Source organism: Mycobacterium sp. MFM001 (assembly GCF_003402475.1).
GTDB lineage: Bacteria > Actinomycetota > Actinomycetes > Mycobacteriales > Mycobacteriaceae > Mycobacterium.
The window spans coordinates 74,211-100,815 of record NZ_BFAB01000003.1 but is presented as its reverse complement, the minus strand read 5'-3'; the positions used below and the strand labels follow the sequence as shown (position 1 = coordinate 100,815).

The following is a 26,605-nucleotide window of genomic DNA, read 5'->3' as shown; positions in this document are numbered from 1 at the left end:
CGAACGTCGGTGTGGTGCCCAACGGAAGGTCGTCTGAGGATGTAGTCACGGCAATACTCCTTCTAGTCGGAGAAGATTTCGCGGTTGACGGTGTGCAGGTAGGGGATGGCCAGGAACGGCGTGATGTAGAAGATGTCGTAGAGCCACCAGCCGACGACTGGGAAGACCACGCCTGCGTAGCGCACGTCGGCGTACATGGTCATGTTGAACACGTAGCCAATCCAGATCACTACGCCCATCCAGCAGGTGATGATCATCCACTGGTGGCCCCACCGCTTCATCTGCAGAAAGCCGATCGCGGCGGCCATTCGCATGCTGAAGACGGTGAGGATCAGCCCTACCTCCCAAGCCTTTTCACCGGGGCCGGCCGCACCGCCGATCCACAACTCGTTGTAGTGCCAGAAGTAGCCGGCGTCGAACATGTTGCCCCACCCCGTCATCAGCACGCGGTCGATCAGCGTGTGGTTGGCGACGAGGTCCAGCGACCAGCCCAGGCTGTTGAGCGCGCTGTCGATCAGGACCAGATAGCCGATCAGCGTCACGATCATCGGCCGAACCGACAGCCCAGCACGTTGGGCCTGGCGCTGCAGCCAGACGCCGCGCAGAAAGACCGGCAACCCGACCAGGCCGAGGGCCCAGGTTCCCATCAGGACGGTTCCGGAGATCAGCCACTTGTCGGCGCGCCGCTGGGCCGCGCGGCTCTCCTCGTGGTGCTGGTCGTAGCTGCTCTGTGAGTGTGCTTGCGCCACTGGCACGTTCACAGGTGCCACCAGCCACGGGCGAACGACATGTACAGCTGGATGGCGAACATCAGCAGCAGGTAGCCGTAGATGAAGATCTGGAAGACGATCATGGCCCGCTTGCGTCGCTGGTCTTGTTCGTTCATTGGGTGGCGCTCCCTTCTCACAGTGATTGCGCGTCAAGGAGGCTGGCGGCAGCGACCTCACGCAGACCGTCGGTGATCGCTCCGTCGGTGGAGAGCGGCGCAAGGATGCACGCCTCGGCGGCTTCGATTTCGGTTGCGCCGGCGGCGATCAGTTGGGCAGCGGTGACCAGCACCCTGGTCGACGGCGGTTCGAAATGGAACACGTCGTCGGCGGTGCGGATGCTGGTTGCGCATCCGACCAGCCGGTGGGCGACCGACATGTCGATGCCCGATTCGGTGACAAGCACCTCGGCTTCCCGCTCGGGTGGCAGGTAGTTCATCGCGATCGTGACAAACCGTTGCCGGAACGAGGGTTTCAGTTCCTTGAGCGAGCTGCGGTAGGCCGGGTTGTAGGAGCAGACCAGCATGAACGAGTCGGGCGCATGGACCACCTTGCCGGCGCGGTCCAGGTACAAGGAGCGGCGGTGATCGGTCAGCGAGTGCAGAATGGCCAGCGAGTCGTGTCGCGCTTCGACCACCTCGTCGAGATAGCAGATCGCGCCGTCCTTCACCGCTCGCGTCAGTGGTCCGTCGGTCCAGACGACGTCGCCGCCGGTGACCAGGAACCGGCCGACCAGGTCGGAACTGGTCAGGTCGTCGTGGCAGCTGATCGTGACGACCGGGCGCTCCAGTAGCTGGCCCATGTGTTCGACGAACCGGGTTTTGCCGCAACCCGTTGGCCCGGTGAGCATTACCGGCAGCCGTCGCTCGAAGGCCCGCTCGAACAAGGCGACTTCGTTTCCATTGGCGTAATAGAACTGATCAGTCATGCGGCCACCAACTCTCGATGAACGTGCGCCAGCACGCGGGGTAGTTCGTCGACGCGCCGGATACGTTGGGAGCGGCGGGGTCCGAACACTTCGGGGAGCGGGTCGACGCGAGTGGGGCCGACGCCGAGGTAGTAGACGGCGACCCCGGCTTGGCGTGCTTCCTCGGCGGCGTGGGCGACGTCGGCCCAGGCGTAGCGGCCCTCGTAGCCTTCGTCGGACATCAGCCCGTCGCCGATGACGATCAGCAGCCGCCGTTCGGATGGCTGCGCCAGCAGCCGGCTGGTCAGGTGGCGAAGCGGGGCGCCGAGCCGGGTGTAGCCACCGGTCACCAGACCCACGCCGCTCGGCGCGACGAAGTGGCTGTCGCCAAAGTCCTTGAGGCAGCGGACATCAACGTGGTGGCGGGTGTTGCCGCTGAACACGAAGATGCCATGCCGCTCGCGCGCGAGCGTCATCGCTCGCGACAGAGCGTCAGCGCACGCGAGTTCCAATTGGAAGAGCCGCCCGCCGTGCACGCCCAGCGACGAGCTGCCGTCCAGCAGCAGAGCCGTTGTGACGTCGCGGCAGGCCGGCAACAGGTCGCGAAACACCCGGGGTTCCGATGCCTGTCCGGTGATGGTGTCGATGTAGTGACCGACGTAGGAGTCGACGTCGAGATCACAGCCGTCCTCCAGACGGTTGGTCATCGCGCGGTGGGTGTGTTCCTCGAACCACCGCTGCAGATCGGCAGTGACCGGTTTGGTCTGCCGCTGCGCGGTGTACTTGCGTTCGAGGACCGCAACGTGGTCGGCGAGAAAGCTTTTCCGCCAAGCATTCCACTCCGGGTAGGGGATGCCCGGGCGTTGGTCCGGGCGGATTTCGATGTCGTCGTCCTCGGGCCGGCTTGGTGGCGGCAGGTTGGGGTTTCGTACGCCGCCGTCGCCGCCGACGGGCACGGAATAGGCACGCGGGGTGTCCTTGCGCGTGCTGCTCCACGGCATCCGGCCGAACCGGCGGCGTGCGGCAGAGATCAGTCCGTTGCGCACCGGAGCGGCAAGCGGCAGGGCGCCCAGTAGCGGATGACACGCCAACGGTTGTCTCGACCGGGCCAGGGCGATGGCGTGCTCGAGCATTACGGTTGCGTCGAGGTCGTGCGGCGCGATCTCGAGATCTGGCAGGATCCGCCGCAGTTCCGGTAGCAGGCCGGGCCACCTGATGGCGATCCATCCCAGGCCGACACCGGCTTCGACGAGGGTGAGCGCGCCGCGTTCGCGCGCCGACAGTTGATGTAGCGGGTAGTGGGCGATCCGGTCCTTCGACGGTGAACACTGCAGCGCCACACCGCAGGTCAGGGTTCGCCGCGTCCAGTCGGGTGGTGTCGGGTATGGCACGTGGACGATGCGCCGGTTCCGACTCAATCCGAAGCTGCGGTGCTCACCGGTGACCAGCCGGGCGTCGTCGCGACGCCCGCCGGAGAACACGACCGCCGTCACCGCGCAACTGCGCTCGAGCGACAACGCCCCCGCATCAGCCATGGCTCAGAAGGTGCCGATGTTGGCGAACATCCAGTACCAGAAAGCGATCACTGCGCCGGTGCCGCCCCAGGCAGCGATGTAGCGCACGATGTCTTGCCACACGACCAGACCTCCATATTTCGATCGGTTAACGCGCTTCAAGCCCGCGAAGGGTGGTGGCGACGAACTTTTCGAGCAGGTCGTCGCGAATTGATGTCATGTGGTGAGTGGTGGTCAGCACCGCGTAGAGGCCGAGCAGGAAGAACACCGCGCTGCTGAAGGCATCCACCTCGGGATAGGTCTCGCCACGGTCACGGGCACGCTCGATCTCGGCGACCACCAGCACGATCAACGGGTGGTCGCTCCACTCCTCGTTGGGTGGTCGGGTCGACGAGAAGTGCAGCGCCAGAAAGTCTTTGAACAAAAGATCGCCGAGGCGTTTCTCCAGCCCCGCGACCAGCCGCACCACTTCGGTCAGCGTCGCGGCCAGGTCGTGTGGTTTGTCGAGGTAGCGGGCCAATTCGGTTGCCATCCGGGCTTCTTCGCGGGCCTCCACCTCAAGGAGCACATGTTCCTTGGTGGGGAAGTGGAAGAAGAAGGTGCCGTGCGCTACGCCCGCGGCCGACACGATTGCGCCGACGTCCGCGCCGGCGAGGCCGGACCGCTTGAACTCGGCAACCGCCGCGCCAAGGATGCGCTGCCGCGTCTGCAGCCGCTGCGCCTCACGGCCGGACGGCTTGTCCTGCACTCGTGTCATCGTGCGACCTTTCTAACCTACTGACTGATTGAAGTCAACGGGCGCGCTGAAGAAGAGTTTGTATGCGCATGAGGAGCCCTGTTATACAACGATCTAACGTGAAGCAGTGGCACTGCTTGGCTATATTCACTGATTAGAGTCATTGACATGCGCGCCGTCGGAGCGCTACAAAGGCACGGTGAATCTGCCGACGTTCAACCTGCGGCACGGCGACGAGGCGTCGCGCGACGGACTGGGCTACGACGAGCAGGTGGAAGAGTCTCGGCTGGCCCAGCGGCAGGCCGACCGATGGCTGATCGCCGGCACGCTGTTGATGGGCACGATGATCATCGGCTTCGTCGGCTTACCGCTGTTCCTGCGCGGAGTGTGGCTGCAGCGGCGTGCTCAGCAATCCGGCCTGTCCGTCCGGCCGGTGATGGTGACCGTGCTCGGCTACCTGATCATCCTCGACGCCGGGCTCAATACGCTGGGCTGGTCGATCGACCTGATCGCCAACCATGCACTGTTGACCCGGGTGATTCTGACCGCCTGGGGCAACTTCTTCGACGCCGGCTACTTCTGGCACTACAACGAGTTATGGATCGGCGGTGCGGCCGGCCCCGGTGAAAAGGGCTGGGAGGTAGGGCTGATCCTCACGGTGTTCACGATGCGCATCGCCGCGGCGATCGGATTCCTGCAGATGAAGCGGTGGGGCCACCAGTGGATGATCATCACCTGCTGGATGGGTGCGGTGATCTGGATCGGCTACGTGTTCAACATGACGATGTACGCCGACGTGCGATTCGCCGGGGTAGTGCTTCCGGTCGTCGGGTGGTGGCTCTACGACATCTTCTACATCACGCCGTTCCTGGCCATCCCGTACCTGCACACGGTCAACCGCGAAATCTTCTCCGACTGACTTGTCGGTGCCCAGTCCTACTCTCGCAGTTGACGAGAGGAGGACCGGCCATGGCGCAACTCATCGGCTGGTTGTTCGCAGTGGCGCTCGTCGTTGCGGTGCTACAGGTGGTGTGGCCGTTCATCGTGCTGGGCGTTGTCGTATACCTGGCTATCAAGATCGGCAAGCGGGTCGTCGAACACCACAACGAGGTTGCCGCCGCCCGGCGCGCTACTCGGGATGCGTTGTGCGCCAGGGCCGATCGCCAGCACGCTCAAGTCCTGCAGGGCAATCCGGCCGGCGTCTACGGCGAGTATCCGGCGGTCGACCTCGGTGAACTCAATCCAGTGCTGTGGGTCTGCAATCAAGCGCCGGCGCGTCGCAGCTACCAGCGAACCAGGCTGAACGGGTAGGACTCCGTGCCGCCCGGGCCGCCACCGCAGCTCGAGTCGTAGCTGGACTCCACCGAGCCGGTCAGCGTCGCGGCATCCCAGGAGTAGGTGTCGTGCGAAGGAAGGAAGTACACCACGCAGCGCACGCCATCAGGAACGTCGACGCTCATCGTGTACCGGCCGTTAGCAAGGTGCGCGTCCCCGTCGTAGGGGGCTGCCTGCCCGTTGGGCTGCGGTATCGCCTGGACGTGCACGCACTCGGGTGTATTACAGGGGCGGACCGCCCAGATCCATGCGTGGCCGGGATCGCGCGGTGTGTGCACCGCGTAGTTTCCGACCAGCATCTCGGCCCGCGAGACCGGGGCGAGGGCCACCGCGACCGAGGTGAGCGCCACGCCGAGAGCCAATGTCTTCACCCGCAGGATATTAACCATCTTCGGGCGCCGACGGCGCCTATTCGAAGTCCGGCCCGATCGACCGGTCCTGCGGCTCGCCGGGACGATGATTGGGCTCGGCCGCGACGCGCGTCCAGGCGCCGGGCGGGTAGTAGTCGGACCACTGGCCCGGCTTCGCATAGTGCACACCGAGCACGCCGCCGGTCAGGAACTCATACGTGTCGCCGTCGCCGCAGTCGGCGGCGCCCTGGTCGCCACCGAGCCACACTGTGAAAGCCATTCACCGAGTATGGCCCGCTCGCTCGTCCTATTGCGTGCAGACGGTTCTCGCGGGCTGCCCGTGCGCAGTCGCGCTGCTGACCACCTTGCCGTCCAGTGAAATCGTGCAGGTGATTGCGCCCGGTCCCTGCGCGCTGATCACGAACACTTCGGTGCCGAACGCGGTGAACTGCTTCGACCAGGGCAACTTGACGTTGGCCTCCTGATGCTGACCGTCGTCCGCCTGATACGAGATGTATTCGGCCACAGGCGGACCGCTGATCTGGTAGCGAACCTTTGGCAGCGTCGGGAGTGCGTTGGCTGCGCTGATACCGCTGATTCCGGCGGTGGTGGCCAACGTCATGAGGACAGCCGCGAAGATCCGGCCGCGGTGCAGGGGAACGCAATGTGTGCTCGGCATCTTCAGGCCCCTTTCGCGACGAAAAACCGGCAAAGACCGCAGATACCGGGAGCGTATTGACGGCGAAAGGCGACGGGCGGGGAACGAACGATCGTGATAGAAACGCGAGCTTTTCGTTATGACCTCGTGATCGTCGCATGCTATTGCATGCGTGTGAAATTTCCCGGGGTGGCGTTAAAAACCTTGGCGCAGAGCGCGTTTGCCACGGGCTTCGCAGCGAGCGATAGGGTGGCGTGATGTCCAAACGCGTCGTGGTCTGGGGTACTGGCTTCGTCGGCAAGATGGTGATCGCCGAGATCGTCAAGCATCCGCTGTTCGAGTTGGTCGGTGTCGGCGTCAGCAACCCGGCCAAGGTCGGCCGCGACGTCGGCGACATCTGCGGGTTACCCGAGCCGGTCGGCATCACCGCCACCGACGACGTCGACGCGTTGATCGCGCTCAAACCGGATGCGCTGGTCCACTACGGGCCGACCGCCGCGCACGCCGAGGACAACATCGCGCTGATGACGCGATTCCTGCGCGCCGGCATCGACGTCTGCTCCACCGCGATGACGCCCTGGGTGTGGCCGACCATGCACCTGAACCCGCCCAACTGGATCCAGCCGATCACCGAGGCGTGCGAGCTGGGGGAGTCGTCGTGCTTCACCACCGGCATCGACCCCGGTTTCGCCAACGACCTGTTCCCGATGACGCTGATGGGCGTCTGCTCCGAAGTACGCACGGTGCGGGCCTCCGAGCTGCTCGACTACACCAACTACACCGGCGACTACGAAAACGAGATGGGCATCGGCCGCGAGCCCGAGTTCCGGCCCGTGCTGGAAAACCGCGACGTGCTGATCTTCGCCTGGGGCGCCACCGTCCCGATGATCGCGCACGCCGCCGGCATCATGCTCGACGAGATCACCACCACCTGGGACAAGTGGGTGACGCCCACCGAACGCAAGACCGCCAAGGGCGTCATCCAGCCCGGACACGTCGCTGCGGTGCGGTTCACCATCAACGGCATCTACCAAGGCAAGACGCGCATCCAACTCGAACACGTCAACCGGATCGGCCACGACGCGGCACCGGACTGGCCCTCGGGCACCAAGGACGACGTCTACCGCGTCGACATCGAGGGAACGCCAAGCATCTTCCAGGAGACGGCATTTCGGTTCACCGACGGCTCCGGGCGCGACGCGGCCGCCGCCGGATGTTTGGCCACCGGGATGCGGGCACTCAACGCGGTGCCCGCCGTCAACGAGTTGTCCCCGGGCTGGGTGACCGCGCTGGATCTGCCGCTGATCGCCGGGGCGGGCACCATCCGCTAAGCCCGTTACATTAGTTCCCGGCGTGCGGGGCGTACGCCGTGGGAGGACGACATGGCAGACGCAGAACGGCAGGCAGGGTTGTCGCGCGCCGACCCGCTGCGCCCGGCTCCGCCGCGCTTGCGATCGGCGCTAGGGCTTTCAGTAGGGGCCACCACCCTCGCTGCCGTCACCGCAAGTCGCGCGGTGACCCGCAAGCCGGTGCTGACCCTGTATCGGCAGCGGCCACCCGAAGTCGGTGTGCCGTCGGAGAACCCGAAGCTGACCGAGCCCGGGCTGGTGATCACCGACTTCGTCGACCGGGTGGGCGACCCGGCCGGCATCGTCGCGTCCGACGGCTCGACGCACCGCAGCGAGACGCTGCTCGCCGACGCGTTGCGGGCACTGGCCTACACAGCGACCGACGGGCGGGCCCTGCCGGACGCAGTCGCGGTCACCCATCCGGCCCACTGGGGACACGCGGCGGTGGGTGCACTGGACGCCGCCGTGAGCCGGGTGCCCGAATGGTCGGGCGACGGGGTCGCGCTGCTGCCAGATTCCACGGCCGCGTTGACCGCCCTGCAGAACAATCCCGGGCTGCCGACCCGGGGCATCATCGCGCTGTGCGATTTCGGCGGCAGCGGCACCAGCCTCACCCTGGTCGACGCCGCCGGCCATCAGCCCGTCGCACCTACGGTGCGGCACACCGATTTCTCCGGCGACCGGATCGACCAGGCGCTGCTGGCCCGTGTGATGGCGGATCTGTCGTCGGCCGGCGCGGTCGACACAGGGGCCACTTCGGCGATCGGTTCGTTCACCCGGTTGCGTGGCGCGTGCCAACGCGCCAAAGAGGAACTGTCGTCGACCACGGCGACCACCCTGACTGCTGAGCTGCCCGGGTATCGCGGCGATGTCCGCGTCACCCGAACCGAACTCGACGAGGCGATCCGCCGGCCGTTGGCCGGGTTCATCGCTGTTGTTCAGGAAGCGTTGCAGCGCAACGGCATTCGTGAATTGGCCGCAGTCGCTTCGGTGGGTGGCGGGGCCGGCATCCCGGTGATCACCACGACGCTGTCCGAGCACCTGCGGGTACCGGTCATCACCACCCCGCGGCCGCACATGACCGCTGCCATCGGTGCGGCGCTGCAGGCTGTGCGCGGCCCGGCCGACAACAGCGCGACCGCGCTGGCGCCGGCCGCCACGCAGGCGGGACCGGTCGTCGAAGCCACCACGATGGCCGAGATCGCGCCGGAGCCCAGCCCCGAACCGGCGCTGGCCTGGTCGGAGGCCGACGACGACTCCGGCATCATGCCGCTGCGCACCGGCGAATACCCGGCGGCCACCACCGGAACGACGTCCGCCCGCCCGCAGCCGACCCTCGACCGCGACGAGCGGGCCGTCGACACCCGCCCGCCCGCGGTGCCGTGGTATCGCCGGCCGGCGGTAGTCGTCATCGGCACCGCGCTGGTGGTGCTGGCGATCATCGCCGCCGTGATGATCGCGATGCGCCACACCTCCGGCGGCGGACCGATCGCCCCGGCGCCCAGCGTGAGCACCACGCCGGCCCCGGGAACGTCCGCGCCCGGCACCGAAAGCCAGGCCCCGTCGTCGCCCACGGACACCCAGTCGCCAAGCAGCGAATCCCCGTCGTCGACCGCACCGCCGTCGTCGACCACGACCGAGGCGCCCACTACCACGACCACCACCGCACCGACGACAACCACTCAGGCGCCGACAACTACCACGCAGGAGACCACCACACGGGCGCCTACCACCACACAGGCGCCGGTGGTGCCGACAATCCCGCGGATCCCGGGCATCCCGCGGTTCCAGCCACAGCCGGCGCCGCCGGGCGGCTAGTCCGGTTAGTCGGGTGGCTCCTGCGTTTCGGGCGGATTGTCGTCGGCGTGTGGTTTCTCGTCGGGGTCACCGAATTTCGGGTTGCCCTCGTCGTCCAGCCACTCGTTGACGGCGGTCCCGGTGATCGTCCGGTCGGTTCCGGGCATCACCGCCGTCGGGCGCTGGTCGTCGTAGGACTTCCGCATTTCGGCGGCCTTTTCCTTGTGTTCATCGGTGACCTCGGGGGCCTCGCTCTGCTGTTGGTTGGCGCCGCGGTCTTCCCCACCGGTTTGTTCCTCATCCTGAGCATCCATAACCCGGACTATTACCCGCTGCGCAGGCGCTTTGAAACGCTTTGATCAGTGCGATCGTCCGTGTTTGACCAGCACCACGGAGGCGAGCGGAATCTGCATCGGCGCCGGGGCGCCCGACAGCCGCTCGGCGACCGCGGCTTCGAGATGGTCGACGAACTCGGCGGCGCGCGGGTCGCCGGGGCCGCCGTCGAGCCAGGCGGCCAGCGAGGGAAACACCGCAGTCTTTGCGAATGCCGCCCACTGTGCGCCGAACGCGGCGGCGTCGTGGTCGACAAGGAATTGGGCCCAGAACCGGTCCTCGGCGTCGAACACTTCCAGGTGCTCGATCGACAGGCCCTCGAAGCGGCCCTTGGGTGCGAACGGCGCGCGAAAGTCCTTCTCGGCGCGCGCGAATGCCGGAATTGTCATGCGCCGCAACTCTTCCGCGCTCAAGAGGCCGTCGCGGTGTTGATCGTCCAGTGCGGCCACGATCGCGTCGAGCAACGGTCGGTAGCCGAATTCGCCGTCGTCGCCGACGGCCATCGTCAGCACCACAAGCCGCCCGCCGAGGCACAATTCGCGACCGCGGAACGCCAGGAAGGCCTGCCAGTCCTGGGTGGCCTGGTGGTCATATGCGGCGCGGGCGGCGTCGTCGCTGCTGTAGGCGACCTGGACGTGGTCCGGTAGGTCGGTCGGTGTCCGACTCAGCCACATGGTCGCCCACGACGTCCAGCCCAGGGTGACGCTGCCCGACGGCAGAATCTGCTCGTAGTACGACCGGCCGATCGCGGAGGCGAAGCTCGCCGCGTCCTTGTGCAGATAGCTGTCCGGATCCTCGGACAGGGTGCGAAACAGCGCAGTGAAATCGTTGCCGGGCAAGTCGGTGTGGGTGACAAGGACGGCGTGCTCGGGGCGAGTGCGACCGCGAATCGTCGCTATTGCCGCGCACACCGGCAGCAGCGAATTGTGGCCGGTCGCCGCGCCGTAGTCGGCAATGACGATGGGTTGCGGCGGCGCTGCCAGCGGTACCTCCGCGGCGGCCTGCTCGAACAGCGCGATGGCCGGCGCGAGCCCGGCGGCCTGCAGTCGCGACGACGGAGTGTAGGTCGCGCTTTCCTGCGGCTCGGGCCGGACGACGATGCTCGACTCACGCATCGGGATAGCTGACTCCGGTGAGCTGCTCGGAGGCCTCCCACAGACGCCGGGCATCGGCGTCGTCGCGGGCACGGGCAGGCACCTTGGCTGTTGTCACGCCGCCGCCGGCGGCCTCGTAGATCCCGTGCGGCCCGTAGAACGCGCCGCCCTCGGCCTGCGGATTGGTCGCCGCATACAGCGCAGGCAGGATGCCCTCGTCGATCTCCTGCCACAAAAACGGGGTCAGCCGCCAGGAGATCTTGTAGAGCCGTTCCATGATCGACGGTTGGGCCCGGCCGTGCGAGGGGCCGCTGCTCTGCAGGTTGGTCTTGGTCAGGCCGGGGTGCGCGGCGTTGGACACGATGCCCCAGCCGGCGTCGCGGCTGCGGCGGTCCAACTCGCGGGCGAACATCAGCACGGCCAGCTTCGATTGGCCGTAGGCCTGCATGGGCGAGTAGGACTTCTCGAATTGCAGGTCGTCGAAGTGGATGCGGCCCTGGCGGGCGGCGAGGCTGCTCAGTGAGACGATGCGTGCGTTGCCGGCGGCGCGCAGCAAGGGGAGTAGGTGCGCGGTGAGCGCGAAGTGCCCGAGATGGTTACTGCCGAACTGCAATTCGAATCCGTCGGCGGTGGTGTCGCGTTGCGGTGGGGTCATCACGCCGGCGTTGTTGATCAGGATGTCGATCGGGCGGCCTTCGGAGTTCAGCTGCTCACCCAGGGCGGCGACGTTGGTCAGCGACGACAGGTCGAGGGGCTTGATGGTCAGCTTGGCGTCGGGCACGGTGGCGCGGATCTGGTCGATGGCGGCCTCGCCCTTGGCGCGGTTGCGGATCGCCATGACGACGTCGGCGCCGGCCGCCGAGAGCCGGCGGGCCAGGCCGAAGCCCAGGCCGCTGTTGGATCCGGTGACGACGGCGAGTTTTCCGGACAGATCAGGAACGCTGGCAACGAGATCGGTGCCCATGAGTATCACTCCTTGAATGTCTGGCTTTCATGGTAGAGATACTCGGCCTGGGTTTTCGCCCGTGGACCATTTGGTTGGTTGGCGCGGCGGCCGCGGCGAATCGTGCCGAACTGCGCGGATGAGTGCTGCGCGGGTTGTCTCGCGAATTGGGCTCCCCCGTCTGCGCGACCGTGCGTTTGTACGCCGACACGCCGATAGGGGTGACATTCTGCGCATGCTCGCGCCAAGGGCTCAGTGCCCTCTGGCCACCCACTCGTCGTAGTGCACGATCTCGTCGCCGACGGTGGTGGTATCGCCGTGGCCGGTATACACCACGGTGTCACCGGGCAGCGTGCCGAGCCGGCCCGAGATCGACTGCAGGATCGTCGGAAAGTCGGAGAACGAGCGCCCGGTCGCACCCGGCCCGCCCTGGAAGAGCGTGTCGCCGCTGAACACCGCGCCCAGCTCAGGCGCATGCCAGCACACCGATCCCGGCGAGTGGCCGGGAGTGTGCAGAGCGCGCAGCTCCGTACCGGCAACTTGCACGGTATCCCCGTCGGCAACCGTTCGAAAATCCTTGTCCGGGTGAGTCATTCGCCACAGCACATCGTCGCCGGGGTGCAGCAGCACCGGCGCGTCGAGCGTCTTACCCAGCTCGGGCGCAACGGTCACGTGGTCGTTGTGGCCGTGGGTGCACACCACCGCCACCACATTGCGCCCGCGGACGGCTTCGACAATTGGCTCCGCAGTGTGCGCGGCGTCGAACACCACAACGTCGGAGTCGTCGCCGACGATCCAGATGTTGTTGTCGACTTCCCAACTGCCGCCGTCGAGTTCGAAGGTGCCGTGGGTGACCACTCGCTGTATCACAGCATCACCACCGAGCGCAGCACCTTGCCGCTGTGCATCTTGTGGAACGCCTCCTCGACGTCGCCGAGGCCGATGCGTTCGGAGACGAACTTCTCCAGTGGCAACCTGCCTTGTAGATACAGGTCGATCAGGGTGGGGAAGTCGCGCTCGGGCAGGCAGTCGCCGTACCACGACGACTTGAGCGCCCCGCCGTGGCTGAAGAAGTCCAGCAGCGGCATCTCGAGTTGCATGTCCGGCGTCGGAACCCCCACCAGCACAACGGTTCCCGCGAGATCACGGGCATAGAAGGCCTGCTTCCAGGTTTCCGGTCGCCCGACGGCGTCGATCACCACGTTGGCGCCGAACCCGTCGGTGAGGTCCTGAATGGTTTTGACGACGTCTTGGTTGCGGGCGTTGACGGTGTGGGTGGCGCCGAACGTGCGCGCCCAGTCCAGCTTGGTGTCGTCGGTGTCGACGGCGATGATGCGCCGCGCGCCGACTAGGGCCGCCCCGGCGATCGCGGCGTCACCCACACCGCCGCAGCCGATCACCGCGACGGTGTCGTCGCGGGTGACGCCGCCGGTGTTGATCGCCGCGCCTAGGCCGGCCATCATCCCGCAGCCCAACAGGCCGGCCACTGCAGGGTCGGCCTGCGGATCGACCAAGGTGGCTTGCCCTTGGTGCACCAACGTCTTGTCGGCGAAAGCCCCGATGCCCAGCGCCGGCGTCAGCTCGGTGCCGTCGGTCAGCGTCATCTTCTGCTCGGCGTTGAAGGTGTCGAAGCACAAGTGCGGCCGGCCGCGTTTGCAGGCGCGGCATTGGCCGCACACCGCGCGCCAGTTGAGGATCACGAAGTCGCCCGGCGCCACCGCGGTCACGCCCGGCCCGACGGATTCGACTGTGCCCGCGGCTTCGTGGCCGAGCAGGAACGGATACTCGTCGGTGATGCCGCCCTCGCGGTAGGTCAGGTCGGTGTGGCACACCCCGCACGCGATGACGTCGACCACCACCTCACCCGGGCCGGGGTCGGGGATGACGATGTCGACCACCTCGACCGGATCACCCTTCTTCCGTGAAACCACGCCGCGCACTGTCTGACTCATGGCTCTGAACTTACTGGCGTTGATTCTGCGGTCACCATGTGACCTACTCGCACTTCTGCATGGTGGACGCAGAGTCAACCGCGCCCTCGATAGGCTGCTGCGCGATGCCTGCACTCGACGCGCTCGACGACTGGCCGGTTGCGACGGCCGCCGCGGCGGTCGTCGGGCCGTCGGGCGTTTTGGCCAACCATGGCGACACCGGACGCGCGTTCGTGTTGGCGTCGGTGACCAAGCCGTTGGTGGCGCGTGCGGTGCAGGTCGCGGTCGAAGAAGGGGTCGTCGAACTCGACACCCCGGCCGGCCCGCCCGGGTCCACGGTTCGCCACCTGCTCGCGCACGCCTCGGGGCTGGCGATGCACTCCGACCACATCTTGGCCAAGCCCGGCGCCCGCAGGATGTACTCCAACCAGGGATTCACGGTGTTGGCCGAGACGGTGGAACAGGCATCCGGCATCGAGTTCACCCAGTACCTGACCGAAGCGGTCTTCGAGCCGCTGGGGATGGCCGCCACCCGGCTCGACGGCGGCGCGGAGGCCGCCGGCTTCGGTGTGACGTCGACGGTTGCCGATCTGGCCGTGTTCGCCGTCGATCTGCTGCGCCCGACGACGGTGTCGGCGCCGATGCACGCCGAGGCGACCGCCGTGCAGTTCCCCGGCCTGGACGGCGTGCTGCCCGGCTACGGCGTGCAGCGGCCCAACGACTGGGGGCTGGGATTCGAGATCAAAGGTTCCAAGTCACCGCACTGGACGGGGGCGGCAAACTCGTCGCGAACCTACGGCCATTTCGGGCAATCGGGCACCTTCATCTGGGCTGATCCGGAGGCCGAGCTGGCGCTTGTGGTGCTCACCGACCGCGATTTCGGGGAGTGGTCGCTGCCGGTTTGGCCGGCGCTGTCCGACGCCGTGATATCAGAACACCGCGCAGACTAGCGCAACAGGGGTCTCACAAGGCACAATAGACACGCAAGACACACGAATACTGCTCGTCGGGTTCACCAGGTCGTTGGGGAAGACGTCCCTCGTGGAGCCGAAGGAGCAGCAGATGCGTGCGTCGAACCAGTTCGCCGACGCGACGACCGGCGTGGTCTACATCCACGCGTCGCCCGCCGCGGTGTGCCCGCATGTCGAGTGGGCGCTGTCGTCGACCCTCAATGCCAAGGCGAACCTGAAGTGGACTCCGCAGCCGGCGATGCCCGGGCAGCTGCGCGCGGTCACCAACTGGGTCGGGCCCGTCGGCACCGGCGCGCGGTTGGCCAACGCGTTGCGCTCGTGGTCGGTGCTGCGCTTCGAGGTCACCGAGGACCCCAGCCCCGGTGTCGACGGTCAGCGGTTCAGCCACACCCCGCAGCTGGGACTGTGGAGCGGGACGATGAGCGCCAACGGCGACATCATGGTCGGGGAGATGCGGCTGCGGGCCATGATGGCCGACGGCGCCGACGCGCTGGCCGCCGAGCTGGACTCGGCGCTGGGCACGGCGTGGGACGAGGCGCTCGAGATCTACCGCGACGGCGGCGACGGCGCCGAGGTGTCCTGGCTCAGCCGGGGCGTGGGCTGAGTTTGATTTGCCCGGCTCCTCCTCATCGCGCTACGCGCTCTGCATCGTCGCCGGGCTAAGGATTTTCAGCGCTCCGGCCACAGCCGAGATCTCGGCGGGCAGCGGGCAGGCGAATTCGCCGTCGGCGTAGGCGTTGATTCCCGGCGACTCGACCTCGACCGACGTTGCCCGCTTGGTGGTTACGGCGTCGAGCTCGACATGAGTGCCCTTGTACACCGTCGGGAACAACCGGATCAGCCGCAGGCGTGACGCGGAATGCACCATGGTGATGTCGAGTTGGCCGTCGGCGTGATCGGCGTTGGGGCAGATCCGCATTCCGCCGCCGTAACTGCGGGTGTTGCCGAACGCGGCCAGGGTGAGGTCGGTGACGATCTCCTCGCGTCCGTCGAGCACCAGCCGAAACGGCAAGAGCCGCAACTGAGACAGCTCGGCGAGCATCGCCAGGTTGTAGCGCATCCGCCCGCGCGGCCAGCGCATCCGGTTGGCCCGATCGGTGACCAGTGAATCGAATCCGGCGGCGGCGACGGTGCCGAACCATTTCGTGGTGCCGCTTTGGTCGCGAATCCGGCCCAGGTCAACGGTTTCCGCCCAGCCGTCGGCGACGACGTCAGCGGCCTTGCCGGGATCGTTGGTGGGTAGCCGGAATTCGCGGGCGTGGTCGTTTCCGGTGCCGGCCGGGATGATTCCCAGCGGAATGTCGGTGCACGCCAAGACTTGCAGCGCGTCGGCAATCACGCCGTCGCCGCCGGCGACCACCACTGCATCGGTGCCGCGCTCCACCGCGTCGCGCAGCAGCCGGCGTGCGTGGTCGGCGTCGGTGCCGACGATCTCGACGACGTCGATGCCACGCTGCTGCAGTCGGGCGATCGCTTGTTCGGCGGCGTGCGGCGCATTGCCGTGCCCCGAGGCCGGATTGGTGAGCAGTGTCGCGTGGGCGATCTGGCGCTGGGTCACGGAATGAGCTTGCCCGGGTTGAGGATTCCGGCGGGATCCAGCGTCGACTTGACCGCCTGCAGGATCCGAACTCCCAATTCGCCTACCTCGTCGCGCATCCACGGCCGGTGGTCCGCGCCCACCGCGTGGTGATGCGTAATCGTCCCGCCGGCGGCCATGATCGCATCCGACGCGGCGGCCTTGGCCTTGCGCCACTGCTCGATCGGATTTCCGCGTTGGCCGGCGACCACAGTGAAGTACAACGACGCGCCGGTGGCATACACATGCGAAATGTGGCACAACACCAACGCGGGCGTGCCGGATTCGGCCAGCTCAGTCGTCAGCGCATCGGTGACCGCTGCCTTGAGCACCGCGATATTCGACCAGGTGGTGGCCGTTTCGAGTGTCTCGCAGAGCGCGCCCGCGGCCAGCAGCGAATCCCGGAGGTACGGCGCGGAAAAACGGCCCTTCTCCCAGGCGCGTGCGGGAGCTTCGTCTAGGGATGTGCCGCCGTTCGCTTGGAGTACCGCCCGCGTTTCGGCGTGCCGGCTCTCGGCATGCTCGGCCGTGCCCTCGAACACGGTGATCGCCAAACAGCCGCCGGTGATTTGTTGCTCGCCGATGGCCTCGGTGGTGGCGAGGTTCACGCCGGTCTCTGCCTCGTCGGAAAGCCTGATGACGGTCGGGCCGGTGCCGGTCTGCGTGACGGCGCGCAATGCGGCGGTGCCAGTGGCGAAGTCGGGGAATGACCACGCCTCGTAGCTGGTGGCTTCGGGCACCGGATGAACCCGCACCCGCACCCGGGTGATGACGCCGAAGACACCCTCCGAGCCGATCAGCAGCTGGCGCAGATCGGGGCCGGCCGCCGACGCCGGGGCCCGACCCAGATCCAATACGCCCGCCGGCGTGATCGCGCGCAGACCGCGAATCATGTCGTCGAACCGGCCGTATCCGGCCGAGTCCTGGCCCGACGAGCGGGTGGCGGCGAACCCGCCGAGGCTGGCGAACTCGAAGCTCTGGGGGAAATGCCCGAGCGAGAACCCGTGTTCGGCGAGCAGGTGCTCGGCCTGCGGGCCGGTGACGCCGGCGCCGAACTCGGCCTCGCCGGAGATTTCGTCGAGAGCGAGCAGCTGGTCGAAGCGCCGGAGATCCAGTGACACAACAGCTTTGAAGGAGCCGCGGATCGGGTCGAGTCCGCCGACCACGCTGGTGCCGCCGCCGAACGGCACGACGGCGATACCGTGTTGCGCGCAGTACCCCAGGATTGCCGTGACCTCGTCCTCAGAACCAGGCAGCAGCACCGCGTCGGGGGCATCCTGTACACCGGAATCCTTGCGGCGCAACAGATCCAGCGTCGACTTGCCGCCGGCGTGCAGCAACCGGTGGCGATCGTCGGTGACGCAATAGGTGATCGCGGCCAGCGCGTCGCGGTCGGACTCGGCCAGCGCCGACGGGCGCAGCTGCACCTGGTCGGGTTCGAGTTCGGCCACGGGCGCATTGGTGACGCCGAGAGCCTGCTCGAGCAGCGACCGGATTCCTTCGGATAGGGGCTTGGCCGCGGCGGGATCGCCCCAGGCATTCCATTTCATTGGCGGCAGCAACGGGTCAGGCATGCGTTACAGTATTACACATGCTGTCAATCAGTAACGCAGCGGTGGATGACCGGATCCTGGCGGCCGCCGCGAGCTGTGTGCGCGATTTCGGGGTGGAGCGGGTGGCGCTGGCCGAGATCGCGCGCCGCGCCGGCGTCAGCCGCCCGACCGTGTACCGCCGCTGGCCCGACACCCGCTCGATCCTGGCCGACCTGCTGACCAGGCACATCACCGGCGCGGCGCGCGACGTGCCGGCCCGCGGCGAGGGCCGCGAGGCGCTGGTCGAGCGGGTGGTGGCGGTCGCCGAACGGCTGCGCCGCGACGAGCTGGTGATGGCCGTGCTGCGCTCGGAGCTGGCGATGGTCTACATCACCCAGCGGCTCGGCACCAGCCAACGCCTCTTGATCGACGGCCTCGCCGACAACCTGCGCGCCGCCCAACGCGACGGCAGCGTCCGGCCCGGCGATCCGCGCCGGCTGGCCGCGATGGTGCTGCTGATCACCCAGTCCACGATCCAGTCCGCCCAGATCGTCGAGCCGATCCTGGACGCCGAGGCGCTGGCCGCCGAGCTGACCCACGCCCTGAACGGATACCTGTCCTGATGTCGACTGCACTCAACGCGGCGCGGCGCACCGCGGACCTGACCGCCCTGGCCGACGGCGCGCCGCTGGATCTGCTCGTCATCGGTGGCGGCATCACCGGAGTCGGCGTCGCGCTGGACGCGGCCTCCCGCGGGCTGTCGGTGGCACTGGTGGAAAAGCACGATCTGGCATTCGGCACCAGCCGGTGGAGCTCCAAGTTGGTGCACGGCGGCCTGCGCTACCTGGCCACCGGCAATGTCGGCATCGCCCGGCGCAGCGCCGTCGAGCGCGGAATCCTGATGACCCGCAACGCTCCTCATCTGGTGCGTGCGATGCCCCAGCTGGTCCCGTTACTGCCGTCGATGGGCCGCGCCGAGCGGGCTTTGGTACGTGCCGGGTTCTTGGCCGGCGACGTGCTGCGCAAGGCCGCGGGCACGCCGTCGTCGGTGTTGCCCCGGTCGCGGCGCATCTCGGCGCAGCGCGTCATCGAGATGGGCGCGGCAGTGCGGCGCGACGGCCTCGACGGCGGACTGCTCGCCTACGACGGGCAGCTGATCGACGACGCCCGGTTGGTCGTGGCCGTCGCACGCACCGCCGCCCAGCACGGCGCCCGCATCCTGACCTACGTGGCCGCATCGGAGGCCACCGGCACCTCGGTACGGCTGACCGACCAGCGCAGCGGCGAATCGTTCGACGTGACGGCCCGCGCCGTCATCAACGCCACCGGGGTGTGGGCCGGCGAGATCGACCCGGCATTGAAGTTACGGCCCAGCCGCGGAACACATCTGGTCTTTGACGCCGAGACGTTCGGCAATCCCACTGCGGCGCTGACCATTCCGATACCCGGCGAGCTCAATCGCTTTATCTTCGCCATGCCCGAGCAGCTGGGCCGCGTCTATCTCGGCCTGACCGACGAAGATGCCCCCGGTGAGATTCCCGATGTGCCACAACCAAGTTCGGACGAGGTCAGCTTTCTGCTGAAAACAGTCAACACCGCGTTGGAAATCACGCTCGACGACTCTGATGTCATCGGTACCTACGCCGGGCTGCGGCCGCTGATCGACACCGGTGAAGGCCGGACAGCCGACGTCTCGCGCGACCATGCGATCGTCGAGTCAGACTCCGGCGTGGTCAGCGTCATCGGCGGCAAACTCACCGAATACCGGCGCATGGCCCAAGACGTCCTGGACCACGCAGTCGAGTTACGCGGACTGACGGCGGGCGCTTGCCGGACCCACGACCTGCCGCTGCTCGGGGCTTTGAAAAATCCCGGCTCGGACGTCGCGCTGACCACCGACCTGCCCGAGTCGCTGATCGCCCGCTATGGAGCGGAAGCAGCGAACGTCGTCGCGGCCGCCACCTGCGAACGGCCCACCGACCCGGTCGGCGACGGCATCGACGTCACCCGTGCGGAATTCGAATACGCGATCACTTATGAGGGCGCGCTGGACGCCGGCGACATCCTCGACCGCCGAACCCGCATCGGACTGGTGCCCGCCGACCGCGATCGGGTCCTGGGTGTGGCGGAGGAGTTTTTGGGCCGTTTCGGCTGATACCCTGAACGGAACTGATCCGTATCGGCTGGGACGGGGGGCGGCAAGGTGACACGCAGCAGGCGTCCTGCGCGGCTCGATCGGTCGCTTGACGCGGCCATCCTCGACGCGACGCTGGCGGGGGTGGCCGAACAGGGTTACGACCGGCTGAGCATGGACGACATCGCGTCTCGCGCCGGCGTCGGCAAGGCCGCGATCTATCGCCGCTGGCCGTCGAAGGCCGTGGTGGTGGCCGAAGCGATCGCCCATTGGAGACGGAGACTCGGGCCCGTCGAGCCGCCCGACACTGGCAGCCTGCGCGGCGACATCGAGGCAGTGATTGCCGCCATGCCCGAGTTCAATGAAACTAATTCCAGCACAATCCAAGTCGTTGTCGGAGTCGCGACAGCAGCGATGCACAATCCCGTCCTGGCGGCTGCCATGGACGACCTTGTGCTGTCGCCGCCGCGGCATGCGATCCGGACACTGCTCGACCGCGCGGTGGCCCGTGGGGAAATCCCGACCGGCCGCGACCTGAGTCTGATACCTGACGTCGCCCTGGGTCTCAATGTCCTGCGGGTGATCACGGGACGGCCGATCGACCGGGTCTATGTCCGGCGCGTACTCGAAGACGTGATGTTGCCGCTCGCGGGTGCGCCGTCGCCGTAACAGTTGCGCGTTGCTGCGGGACGTGCCACGCTAATCCATATACGGAACTAATCAGTTCCGCCTAGAAGGGAGTGGGCGATGGCCGTCACGCATGTTCCGGTGCTGATCGTCGGTGCCGGCGCGGCCGGACTGACCACGTCGGCCCTGCTCGCCAAGCATGGAGTGCCGTCCTTACTGGTCGAGAAGCGCCGCGAGGTGTTCATATATCCAAAGGCGCGCAACCTGAGCTTTCGCAGTCTAGAAATCCTGCGCGGACTAGGTCTGGCGGATGAGGTCCACGCGGTGGCCGAAGGTGTTTCGGACATGATCGCCAAGCCGGCGCTGAACAGCGCGGATGAGAAGCAGGCGTTTGACGTGAACGCGATCTTCGCTCCGTACGAAGATCTGAGTCCCGAACCTGCCGGGCAATACTGCCCACAGAGCGAATTCGAGCCGATGCTGCTTGCGCACATCCGCCGGAACGGCAGCCAGGTGCGCTACGGGACCGAGTTGTGCTCGTTCGACCATGACGACGGCGGTGTGACCGTCGTTGTGCGCGACCGGGATTCGGGAGATTCGGAGACGGTGCGCGCCGACTACCTTGTTGCCGCAGACGGCGTGCACAGCCCGATCCGCGACGCGCTTGGCGTGCCGACCTCCGGCTACGGCGCACTGCCCATCTACGTCGTCTTCATCTACTTTCGGGGGCCCTGGCGCAAGTTCGTCCCGCAGCTCGGCGACGGCGACGCCGTACAAGTCGAAAACCCGGACGTGGAAGGCATATTCCTACCCGTCCGCGACGACTTCGGCATGTTCATCACCACCTACTTTCCCGACAAAGGCGAAACAGCGGCACAATTCACCGCGGATCGCTGCCGCGACATGCTGGTCAAGGCAGTAGGCGAGCGGATCGACATCGAGATCGTCGACGTCGCCGCATGGCAGCCGTACGAGCGGGTGGCCGATCAATTCCAAAGCGGCCGAGTCTTTCTCGTTGGCGATTCGGCACACACCATGCCACCGTTCAAGGCCGGCGGAGCCAACACCGCCATTCAGAGCGCGCACAACTTGGCCTGGAAGCTGGCGGCCGTCTTGGACGGCACCGCGGGCCGTGGTCTGCTGGGCACCTACCACACCGAGCGACACCCAGTGGGCCGGTTCAATGCTCGTCAGTCGCTGACCGGGCCGGCGCTGGCGTACCTGAAGTTGGATGACAGCCGGCCGCAAATACCGCCGGACGAGGAGGCGCCGATGTTCGCGCTACTCGCCGGTTACCAATACCGCTCGGCGGCTGTAGTTTCCGACGAACCGGCAGGTTCCGACATCGCTTTGGTCGACGAACTGCGTGGACAACCGGGCACCCGCGTCCCGCACGCCTGGGTGGTCGACGACGGGAAGCGCGTCTCCACCCTCGACCTGCTCGGTCCCGGATTCACGCTAATCACCGGTGGCGACGAATGGACCCAAGCTGCCACCATCGTGTCGAAGTCCCTGGGCGTTCCGCTGACCGTGCAGTGCATCCGCAGCGACGAGTGGGTGGAGGTCACGGGACTCACGCGCGGCGGCGCGCTTTTGGTGCGCCCCGACGACTTCGTCGCCTGGCGTGCGGACGAACTCCCGCAATCACCCGAAGACCACCTCCGCAAGGTGATGTCCCAGATCCTCGGCCGGGTCGGCTAATGACTGTTGACCAGATTCGTATTTTGGTCATAATCTGGACTCCGTGACGGCACAAGGCGTTGGTGCCGATCGGCGAGAACGGGCCGACCGGATTCTTGATACCGGCCGCGACCTGCTGTTGTCGTGGGGCTATCGGCGCGTGACCATCGACGAGCTGGCCCGCCGTGCCGGTGTCGGTAAGGGCACGATCTATCTGCACTGGCGGTCTCGCGAGGACGTGTTCCACGCGGTCAGCGCCCGCGAGGCGGCGGCGATGGCGGACGCGATCGTGGACGCGGTCCGCAACGACCCGGCCGAGGTTGCGCTGCATCGCTACCTGCGCCGGTTGTTCGTCGAGGCGATGAACCGTCCAGTGCTGCGTGCCCTCTACACCCGCGACTCCGACACCCTGGGCAGCTTTCTTTCCGCGGCGCGTCATCAACGACTCGAGGAAAGCAAGCTCGGTGTGAACCGCGACTATCTGGGTGTGCTGGCGGCCGAGGACATGCTGCGGTCCGACCTGAATGTGGAAGACCTCGACTACACGTTGCCCACGATCGTCTTCGGCTTCTTTGCCGCAGAACCGTTTCACCCGCCGTCGATCACGTTGACGCTGGAACAGAAGGCCGACCAGCTCGCCGGCACTGTGCGGCGGGCTTTCGAACCGTCCAAAGCCCCGAGCCGCGCCGCGGTGAACCGCGCTGCGGCGAAAGCTCTTCCGATACTCGAGCGACTCGCCGGAAGCTACCGGGCCGCGACGTATGGAGATGACGATGACTGAACTTGCCCACCCGCAAGGACGATACGGCGTCGACGGCGACTACCGGCTGATTCCGGCGCCCGTGGTCTTCGGCTGTTATGCGCTGTTGTGCCTTACCGCTTGTGGTTTGGCGATCGGCTGGCTGGCGAGCGGACATACTGCCCCCGGGCTCGCGGCAAGTGTGGTTGCCGTTGCGCTGATCGCCGCGGGTCTTGGCATCATGCGATTCAGCCGGCGTGGAAAGTTCGAAGTCTGGGCGCGCCTGCTCACCGATGTCGGGCTGCGCGGCGACGAACGCGTCCTCGACCTGGGCTGCGGGCGCGGCGCGGTCTTGTTGGCAGCGGCCAAGTTGATCCCGCGCGGATGCGCTGTCGGAGTGGATATCTGGCGAGCCGACCAGACCGGTAATTCGATGGACGCGACCCTGGCGAACGCCGACGCGGAGGGCGTCGCCGACCGAATCGAACTGCACACCCGCGACATGACCACCCTCCAATTCCCGGACGGCTCCTTCGATCTCGTCGTGAGCAGCCTCGCGATCCACAATCTGCCCGGCAACAACGCTCGGCGGGCCGCGATCGACGAAGCTGTCCGTGTGCTGACCCCCGGTGGGCGCGTCGTCATCGCCGACATCGGCTTCACCCGCCTGTATGCCAGGCGACTGCGCGAGCTCGGTATGGCAGACGTCAAGCGCTGCGATCTCGGCTGGCGTGCCTGGTGGGGTCTGCCGCTGATCCGCACTCACGCCGTCACCGCCACCAAACCGGGGGATCACCGGTGACCCACAAGCCGGTTTCGCGAGTGGTGGCGCTGGAGGAGGCGTTCGTCCATCCACGGGTCTGGGAGCTTTATCCCGAGTCGTTGCAACAGCAATACGAACCGGTCCGAGCCCGGCTCACCGACGTCGGGGCCGAGCGCGTTCGGCTGATGGACGCCGCGGGAATCGACCTGCAAGTGCTCTCGCATGTCCAGCCCGGTATCCAGATACTCCCGGATGGCGAGGCCGAATTGGCCGTCGCCGTCAGTCGCGAAGTCAACGACTGGCTGGCCGAGGCGATCGCCGCGCACCCGACCCGGTTCGCCGGTTTTGCGATGCTGCCCACTCAAGCGCCCGCCGATGCCGCCGACGAACTGGAGCGCACCGTTCGCGAGCTCGGCTTCAAAGGCGCGCTGATCAACGGGCACACCAACGGCCGCTACCTCGACGACCCGTCGTACGAGGTTCTTCTCGCCAGAGCCGAATCATTGGGCGCCCCAATCTACATCCATCCCACCGACCCGCCACAAACGGTGACCGACACCTACTTCGCCCCGTTCGATGCGGCCCTCGTGCCGACCTGGGGGTGGCCGGTGGAAACCGGCACGCATCTGCTGCGGCTGATCTGCGCCGGTGTCTTCGACCGTCATCCGAACCTGCGGATCATCGTCGGGCACATGGGGGAACTGTTGCCCTATTGCTTCACCAGGCTCAACGTGGGACTGACGATGGCGGGTTGGCTGCGGGGTGCGGAGTCCACCAACCATCTCGGCTACTACTTGCGAAACAACGTCTTCATCACCAGCAGCGGGGTGTTCGACGTGCCGGTGTTCGATTGCGCCCGAGCAATGTTGGGTCTTGACAACCTGATGTTCTCGGTCGACTACCCATTCCAGGACAACTTCGCCGCGATGGAATTCCTCGCGCGGTGCAACCTACCCCGCGAGGACAAGGAGCGCTTCGCACACGGCACCGCCGAAAGACTTCTGCGGCTTGACGATCAGCCGGCAAGTATCGGCACAGGCGATGCCTGGTACAGATTGCGCAGTCGCGCCAAATCCAAAGTGGGCAGGGCGCTGATTTCCGCGCTGGTCAAGTAGTCACTGTTGCGCCAGGATCAGATCGCGCACCGCCGAGCTGGTATGCGGCTGCCACAAGGCCTGCAACGGCACCAACACCGGACCGTCGATGTCGACAACGGTGACGGCGCCACCGATCACCGGGCCCGGTGAAGAGGTGACGAACGCGACGGCATCGTCGGTCAACGCTGCCACCTCCGGCGGGCAGCCCTGGACGCGGCTGACCCGGTACTGGGGTTCGAAACCCGCTCGGCGACAGACGTTCACGAGGAAATCGCTGTAGTAGGACGTCCCCGGCGGTGCCCACAGCACGATGGCCTCGTTCGCCAGATCGGCGATGGAAATGTGCGTACGGGTGGCGAGCCGATGTTGGCTGCGCACGGCGACGCGAAGCGTGTCGTACCGGGCCACGGCGCTGGCCAGCCGCTCCTGGGGGACCACGCCGCGGCGCAATCCGAGCTGTACTGTGCCGTCTTGTACTGCGCTTACCAGTCGGTCCGGAAAGAGCTGTACCGCGGTGAACGATGTCATGGGCGACGCGGCGATCGCCGGTTCCAGTAGCCGATATACCTCGCCGCTGCTGATCGCGGGGGAGTGGCCAACGACGAACTCGTCGGGTTGGGAGCTGGCGGCGGCGCGGGTGTGCCGGGCGACGGTTTTGGCAGCGGCAAGCAGCGCGCGTCCCTCGTCGAGCAGTGTTTGGCCGGCCGGTGTGAGCGAGATCCGGCGGCCGGCTCGTACCAGCAGCTCGGCGCCGATCTCTTTTTCCAGCTGCTGCACCGAGTTGCTGAGCGCTTGCTGGGACAGGTGCAGGGTCTCGGCCGCCCGAGTGAATCCGGAGGCTTCCACCACCGCGACGAAATGACTCAGGCGGCGAAGGTCAGGGACGGCAATGTCCGACATCCGGCCCAGCCTAGCCACAAGCGTTGTTTGTGAAAAGCCCACCAATCACTGTTTCTCATTTGTAGTAGATCGGCCTAGATTTGTGACCATGAGCAACCTGACAGGAAAATCCGCAGTGGTGGCCGCCGGAGCCAAGAATTTGGGCGGCTTGATCTCGACGACGTTGGCGGAGAGGGGTGTCAACGTCGCGGTGCACTACAACAGCGCGTCGTCCGAGCCCGACGCCGACAAGACCGTGGCGGCCGCGCAAGACGCCGGAGTCAAGGCGATCAAGGTGCAGGGCGACCTCACCGAGCCGGCCAACGTGGCGGCACTGTTCGACGCTGCGGCGGACGCCTTCGGCGGCGTCGACATCGCGATCAACACCGTCGGGAAGGTGTTGCGCAAACCCATCATCGAGACCACCGAGGCCGAGTACGACTCGATGTTCGACATCAACGCCAAGGCGGCGTACTTCTTCTTGCAGCAGGCGGGGAAGCGGCTGAACGACGGCGGCTCGGTGATCACGATTGTGACGGCACTGCTGGCCGCGTTCACCGACGGCTACTCCACCTATGCGGGCGCCAAGAGCCCAGTCGAGCACTTCACTCGCGCCGCGGCGAAAGAGTTTGCGCCGCGCGGCATTTCGGTGAACAACGTCGCGCCCGGGCCGATGGACACGCCGTTCTTCTACCCGGAGGAGACGCCGGAGCGAGTCGAGTTCCACAAGTCGCAGGCGATGGGCAACCGGCTGACCCGCATCGAGGACATCGCGCCGCTGGTGGTGTTCCTGGCCGACGAGGGCCACTGGGTGACGGGCCAGACCATCTTCGCCAACGGCGGCTACACCACGCGTTAGGGGGTGGCGAGCAGACGCAGAATCGCACGCCGGA

General features: G+C 66.8%; 30 protein-coding genes. 14 read left to right on the top strand and 16 right to left on the bottom strand.

Annotated elements, in window-relative coordinates; all coding sequences use genetic code 11:
* Positions 1-62: 62 nt before the first annotated feature.
* The 5 genes from MFM001_RS06755 to MFM001_RS06740 all read right to left on the bottom strand — a co-directional run bounded on the left by MFM001_RS06755 (position 63) and on the right by MFM001_RS06740 (position 3,945).
* Entirely contained in the window at positions 63-761 is a 699-nt protein-coding gene (locus MFM001_RS06755; protein WP_116374494.1) for a hypothetical protein, read from the bottom strand.
* Positions 758-886, bottom strand: a complete 129-nt coding sequence (locus tag MFM001_RS25075) for a hypothetical protein (RefSeq protein ID WP_255422177.1) — start codon at positions 884-886, stop codon at positions 758-760. The genes MFM001_RS06755 and MFM001_RS25075 overlap by 4 nt, the downstream gene beginning before the upstream one ends.
* 17 nt (positions 887-903) lie before the next feature.
* Positions 904-1,695 (bottom strand): CbbQ/NirQ/NorQ/GpvN family protein, encoded by a 792-nt coding sequence (locus MFM001_RS06750; RefSeq protein ID WP_116374493.1) that lies wholly within the window; start codon positions 1,693-1,695, stop codon positions 904-906.
* Positions 1,692-3,209 (bottom strand): nitric oxide reductase activation protein NorD, encoded by a 1,518-nt coding sequence (locus MFM001_RS06745; RefSeq protein WP_116374492.1) that lies wholly within the window; start codon positions 3,207-3,209, stop codon positions 1,692-1,694. Before MFM001_RS06745 ends, MFM001_RS06750 begins: the two co-directional genes overlap by 4 nt.
* Before the next feature lie 127 nt (positions 3,210-3,336).
* A complete protein-coding gene (locus MFM001_RS06740) occupies positions 3,337-3,945 on the bottom strand; it encodes a TetR/AcrR family transcriptional regulator (protein ID WP_116374491.1) in 609 nt (202 codons plus the stop codon).
* Positions 3,946-4,144: 199 nt separating this feature from the next.
* Here MFM001_RS06740 and MFM001_RS06735 point away from each other — a divergent pair, with 199 nt between their 5' ends.
* Together MFM001_RS06735 and MFM001_RS06730 are read left to right on the top strand one after the other, a co-directional pair.
* Positions 4,145-4,843 carry a hypothetical protein gene (locus MFM001_RS06735; RefSeq protein ID WP_116374715.1) on the top strand — a complete coding sequence of 233 codons (699 nt, stop codon included), beginning with the start codon at positions 4,145-4,147 and terminating at the stop codon, positions 4,841-4,843.
* A 50-nt stretch (positions 4,844-4,893) separates the two neighbouring features.
* The gene (locus MFM001_RS06730; RefSeq protein WP_116374490.1) at positions 4,894-5,235 is read left to right on the top strand and encodes a hypothetical protein; all 342 of its coding nucleotides are present in this window, start codon (positions 4,894-4,896) and stop codon (positions 5,233-5,235) included.
* Here the strand turns inward: MFM001_RS06730 and MFM001_RS06725 are convergent.
* Genes MFM001_RS06725 through MFM001_RS06715 form a run of 3 tightly spaced genes read right to left on the bottom strand, consistent with a single transcriptional unit; the run spans position 5,208 to position 6,288 of the window.
* On the bottom strand, positions 5,208-5,648 hold the full coding sequence (locus MFM001_RS06725; protein ID WP_116374489.1) for a hypothetical protein: 441 nt from the start codon (positions 5,646-5,648) through the stop codon (positions 5,208-5,210). The genes MFM001_RS06730 and MFM001_RS06725 overlap by 28 nt on opposite strands.
* 19 nt (positions 5,649-5,667) lie before the next feature.
* A complete protein-coding gene (locus MFM001_RS06720; RefSeq protein ID WP_116374488.1) occupies positions 5,668-5,889 on the bottom strand; it encodes a hypothetical protein in 222 nt (73 codons plus the stop codon).
* A 27-nt stretch (positions 5,890-5,916) separates the two neighbouring features.
* On the bottom strand, positions 5,917-6,288 hold the full coding sequence (locus tag MFM001_RS06715) for an MmpS family transport accessory protein (protein WP_238158978.1): 372 nt from the start codon (positions 6,286-6,288) through the stop codon (positions 5,917-5,919).
* Positions 6,289-6,524: 236 nt separating this feature from the next.
* Here MFM001_RS06715 and MFM001_RS06710 point away from each other — a divergent pair, with 236 nt between their 5' ends.
* Positions 6,525-7,598, top strand: a complete 1,074-nt coding sequence (locus MFM001_RS06710; RefSeq protein WP_116374487.1) for a dihydrodipicolinate reductase — start codon at positions 6,525-6,527, stop codon at positions 7,596-7,598.
* A gap of 51 nt (positions 7,599-7,649) precedes the next feature.
* Complete coding sequence (locus MFM001_RS06705) at positions 7,650-9,434, top strand: Hsp70 family protein (RefSeq protein ID WP_116374486.1); 1,785 nt, start codon at positions 7,650-7,652, stop codon at positions 9,432-9,434.
* Positions 9,435-9,439: 5 nt separating this feature from the next.
* On the opposite strand, the gene MFM001_RS06700 is transcribed toward MFM001_RS06705, so the two are convergent.
* The 5 genes from MFM001_RS06700 to MFM001_RS06680 form a co-directional block, all read right to left on the bottom strand.
* Positions 9,440-9,727, bottom strand: a complete 288-nt coding sequence (locus tag MFM001_RS06700) for a hypothetical protein (protein WP_116374485.1) — start codon at positions 9,725-9,727, stop codon at positions 9,440-9,442.
* A gap of 45 nt (positions 9,728-9,772) precedes the next feature.
* Positions 9,773-10,861, bottom strand: coding sequence for an SAM-dependent methyltransferase (locus tag MFM001_RS06695; protein WP_116374484.1), 1,089 nt, complete (start codon positions 10,859-10,861; stop codon positions 9,773-9,775).
* The gene (locus tag MFM001_RS06690) at positions 10,854-11,804 is read right to left on the bottom strand and encodes an SDR family oxidoreductase (RefSeq protein WP_116374483.1); all 951 of its coding nucleotides are present in this window, start codon (positions 11,802-11,804) and stop codon (positions 10,854-10,856) included. The genes MFM001_RS06695 and MFM001_RS06690 overlap by 8 nt, the downstream gene beginning before the upstream one ends.
* A gap of 231 nt (positions 11,805-12,035) precedes the next feature.
* The gene (locus MFM001_RS06685; protein ID WP_116374482.1) at positions 12,036-12,653 is read right to left on the bottom strand and encodes an MBL fold metallo-hydrolase; all 618 of its coding nucleotides are present in this window, start codon (positions 12,651-12,653) and stop codon (positions 12,036-12,038) included.
* Entirely contained in the window at positions 12,650-13,735 is a 1,086-nt protein-coding gene (locus MFM001_RS06680; RefSeq protein WP_116374481.1) for an S-(hydroxymethyl)mycothiol dehydrogenase, read from the bottom strand. The genes MFM001_RS06685 and MFM001_RS06680 overlap by 4 nt, the downstream gene beginning before the upstream one ends.
* A 104-nt stretch (positions 13,736-13,839) precedes the next feature.
* Here MFM001_RS06680 and MFM001_RS06675 point away from each other — a divergent pair, with 104 nt between their 5' ends.
* Together MFM001_RS06675 and MFM001_RS06670 are read left to right on the top strand one after the other, a co-directional pair.
* A complete protein-coding gene (locus MFM001_RS06675) occupies positions 13,840-14,664 on the top strand; it encodes a serine hydrolase (RefSeq protein WP_116374480.1) in 825 nt (274 codons plus the stop codon).
* A gap of 112 nt (positions 14,665-14,776) precedes the next feature.
* The gene (locus MFM001_RS06670) at positions 14,777-15,289 is read left to right on the top strand and encodes a DUF3145 domain-containing protein (protein WP_045378414.1); all 513 of its coding nucleotides are present in this window, start codon (positions 14,777-14,779) and stop codon (positions 15,287-15,289) included.
* Between the two features lie 30 nt (positions 15,290-15,319).
* Here the strand turns inward: MFM001_RS06670 and MFM001_RS06665 are convergent, their stop codons facing one another.
* Both MFM001_RS06665 and MFM001_RS06660 read right to left on the bottom strand, forming a co-directional pair.
* Complete coding sequence (locus MFM001_RS06665) at positions 15,320-16,243, bottom strand: diacylglycerol kinase (protein ID WP_116374479.1); 924 nt, start codon at positions 16,241-16,243, stop codon at positions 15,320-15,322.
* A complete protein-coding gene (locus MFM001_RS06660) occupies positions 16,240-17,811 on the bottom strand; it encodes an FAD-binding oxidoreductase (RefSeq protein WP_192886881.1) in 1,572 nt (523 codons plus the stop codon). Before MFM001_RS06660 ends, MFM001_RS06665 begins: the two co-directional genes overlap by 4 nt.
* A gap of 41 nt (positions 17,812-17,852) precedes the next feature.
* Here MFM001_RS06660 and MFM001_RS06655 point away from each other — a divergent pair, with 41 nt between their 5' ends.
* From MFM001_RS06655 to MFM001_RS06625, 7 genes are all read left to right on the top strand, one after another.
* Positions 17,853-18,416, top strand: coding sequence for a TetR/AcrR family transcriptional regulator (locus tag MFM001_RS06655; RefSeq protein WP_116374477.1), 564 nt, complete (start codon positions 17,853-17,855; stop codon positions 18,414-18,416).
* Complete coding sequence (locus tag MFM001_RS06650) at positions 18,416-19,948, top strand: glycerol-3-phosphate dehydrogenase/oxidase (RefSeq protein WP_116374476.1); 1,533 nt, start codon at positions 18,416-18,418, stop codon at positions 19,946-19,948. Before MFM001_RS06655 ends, MFM001_RS06650 begins: the two co-directional genes overlap by 1 nt.
* A 48-nt stretch (positions 19,949-19,996) precedes the next feature.
* The gene (locus tag MFM001_RS06645; RefSeq protein ID WP_116374475.1) at positions 19,997-20,596 is read left to right on the top strand and encodes a TetR/AcrR family transcriptional regulator; all 600 of its coding nucleotides are present in this window, start codon (positions 19,997-19,999) and stop codon (positions 20,594-20,596) included.
* A 78-nt stretch (positions 20,597-20,674) separates the two neighbouring features.
* Complete coding sequence (locus tag MFM001_RS06640; protein ID WP_116374474.1) at positions 20,675-22,255, top strand: FAD-dependent monooxygenase; 1,581 nt, start codon at positions 20,675-20,677, stop codon at positions 22,253-22,255.
* Positions 22,256-22,298: 43 nt separating this feature from the next.
* On the top strand, positions 22,299-23,015 hold the full coding sequence (locus MFM001_RS06635; RefSeq protein ID WP_116374473.1) for a TetR/AcrR family transcriptional regulator: 717 nt from the start codon (positions 22,299-22,301) through the stop codon (positions 23,013-23,015).
* Entirely contained in the window at positions 23,008-23,775 is a 768-nt protein-coding gene (locus tag MFM001_RS06630; RefSeq protein ID WP_371685337.1) for a class I SAM-dependent methyltransferase, read from the top strand. The genes MFM001_RS06635 and MFM001_RS06630 overlap by 8 nt, the downstream gene beginning before the upstream one ends.
* Positions 23,772-24,851 carry an amidohydrolase family protein gene (locus MFM001_RS06625; protein WP_116374471.1) on the top strand — a complete coding sequence of 360 codons (1,080 nt, stop codon included), beginning with the start codon at positions 23,772-23,774 and terminating at the stop codon, positions 24,849-24,851. Before MFM001_RS06630 ends, MFM001_RS06625 begins: the two co-directional genes overlap by 4 nt.
* On the opposite strand, the gene MFM001_RS06620 is transcribed toward MFM001_RS06625, so the two are convergent.
* Complete coding sequence (locus MFM001_RS06620) at positions 24,852-25,733, bottom strand: LysR family transcriptional regulator (protein ID WP_116374470.1); 882 nt, start codon at positions 25,731-25,733, stop codon at positions 24,852-24,854.
* Positions 25,734-25,821: 88 nt separating this feature from the next.
* Here MFM001_RS06620 and MFM001_RS06615 point away from each other — a divergent pair, with 88 nt between their 5' ends.
* Complete coding sequence (locus tag MFM001_RS06615; protein WP_116374469.1) at positions 25,822-26,571, top strand: SDR family oxidoreductase; 750 nt, start codon at positions 25,822-25,824, stop codon at positions 26,569-26,571.
* Positions 26,572-26,605 lie beyond the last annotated feature (34 nt).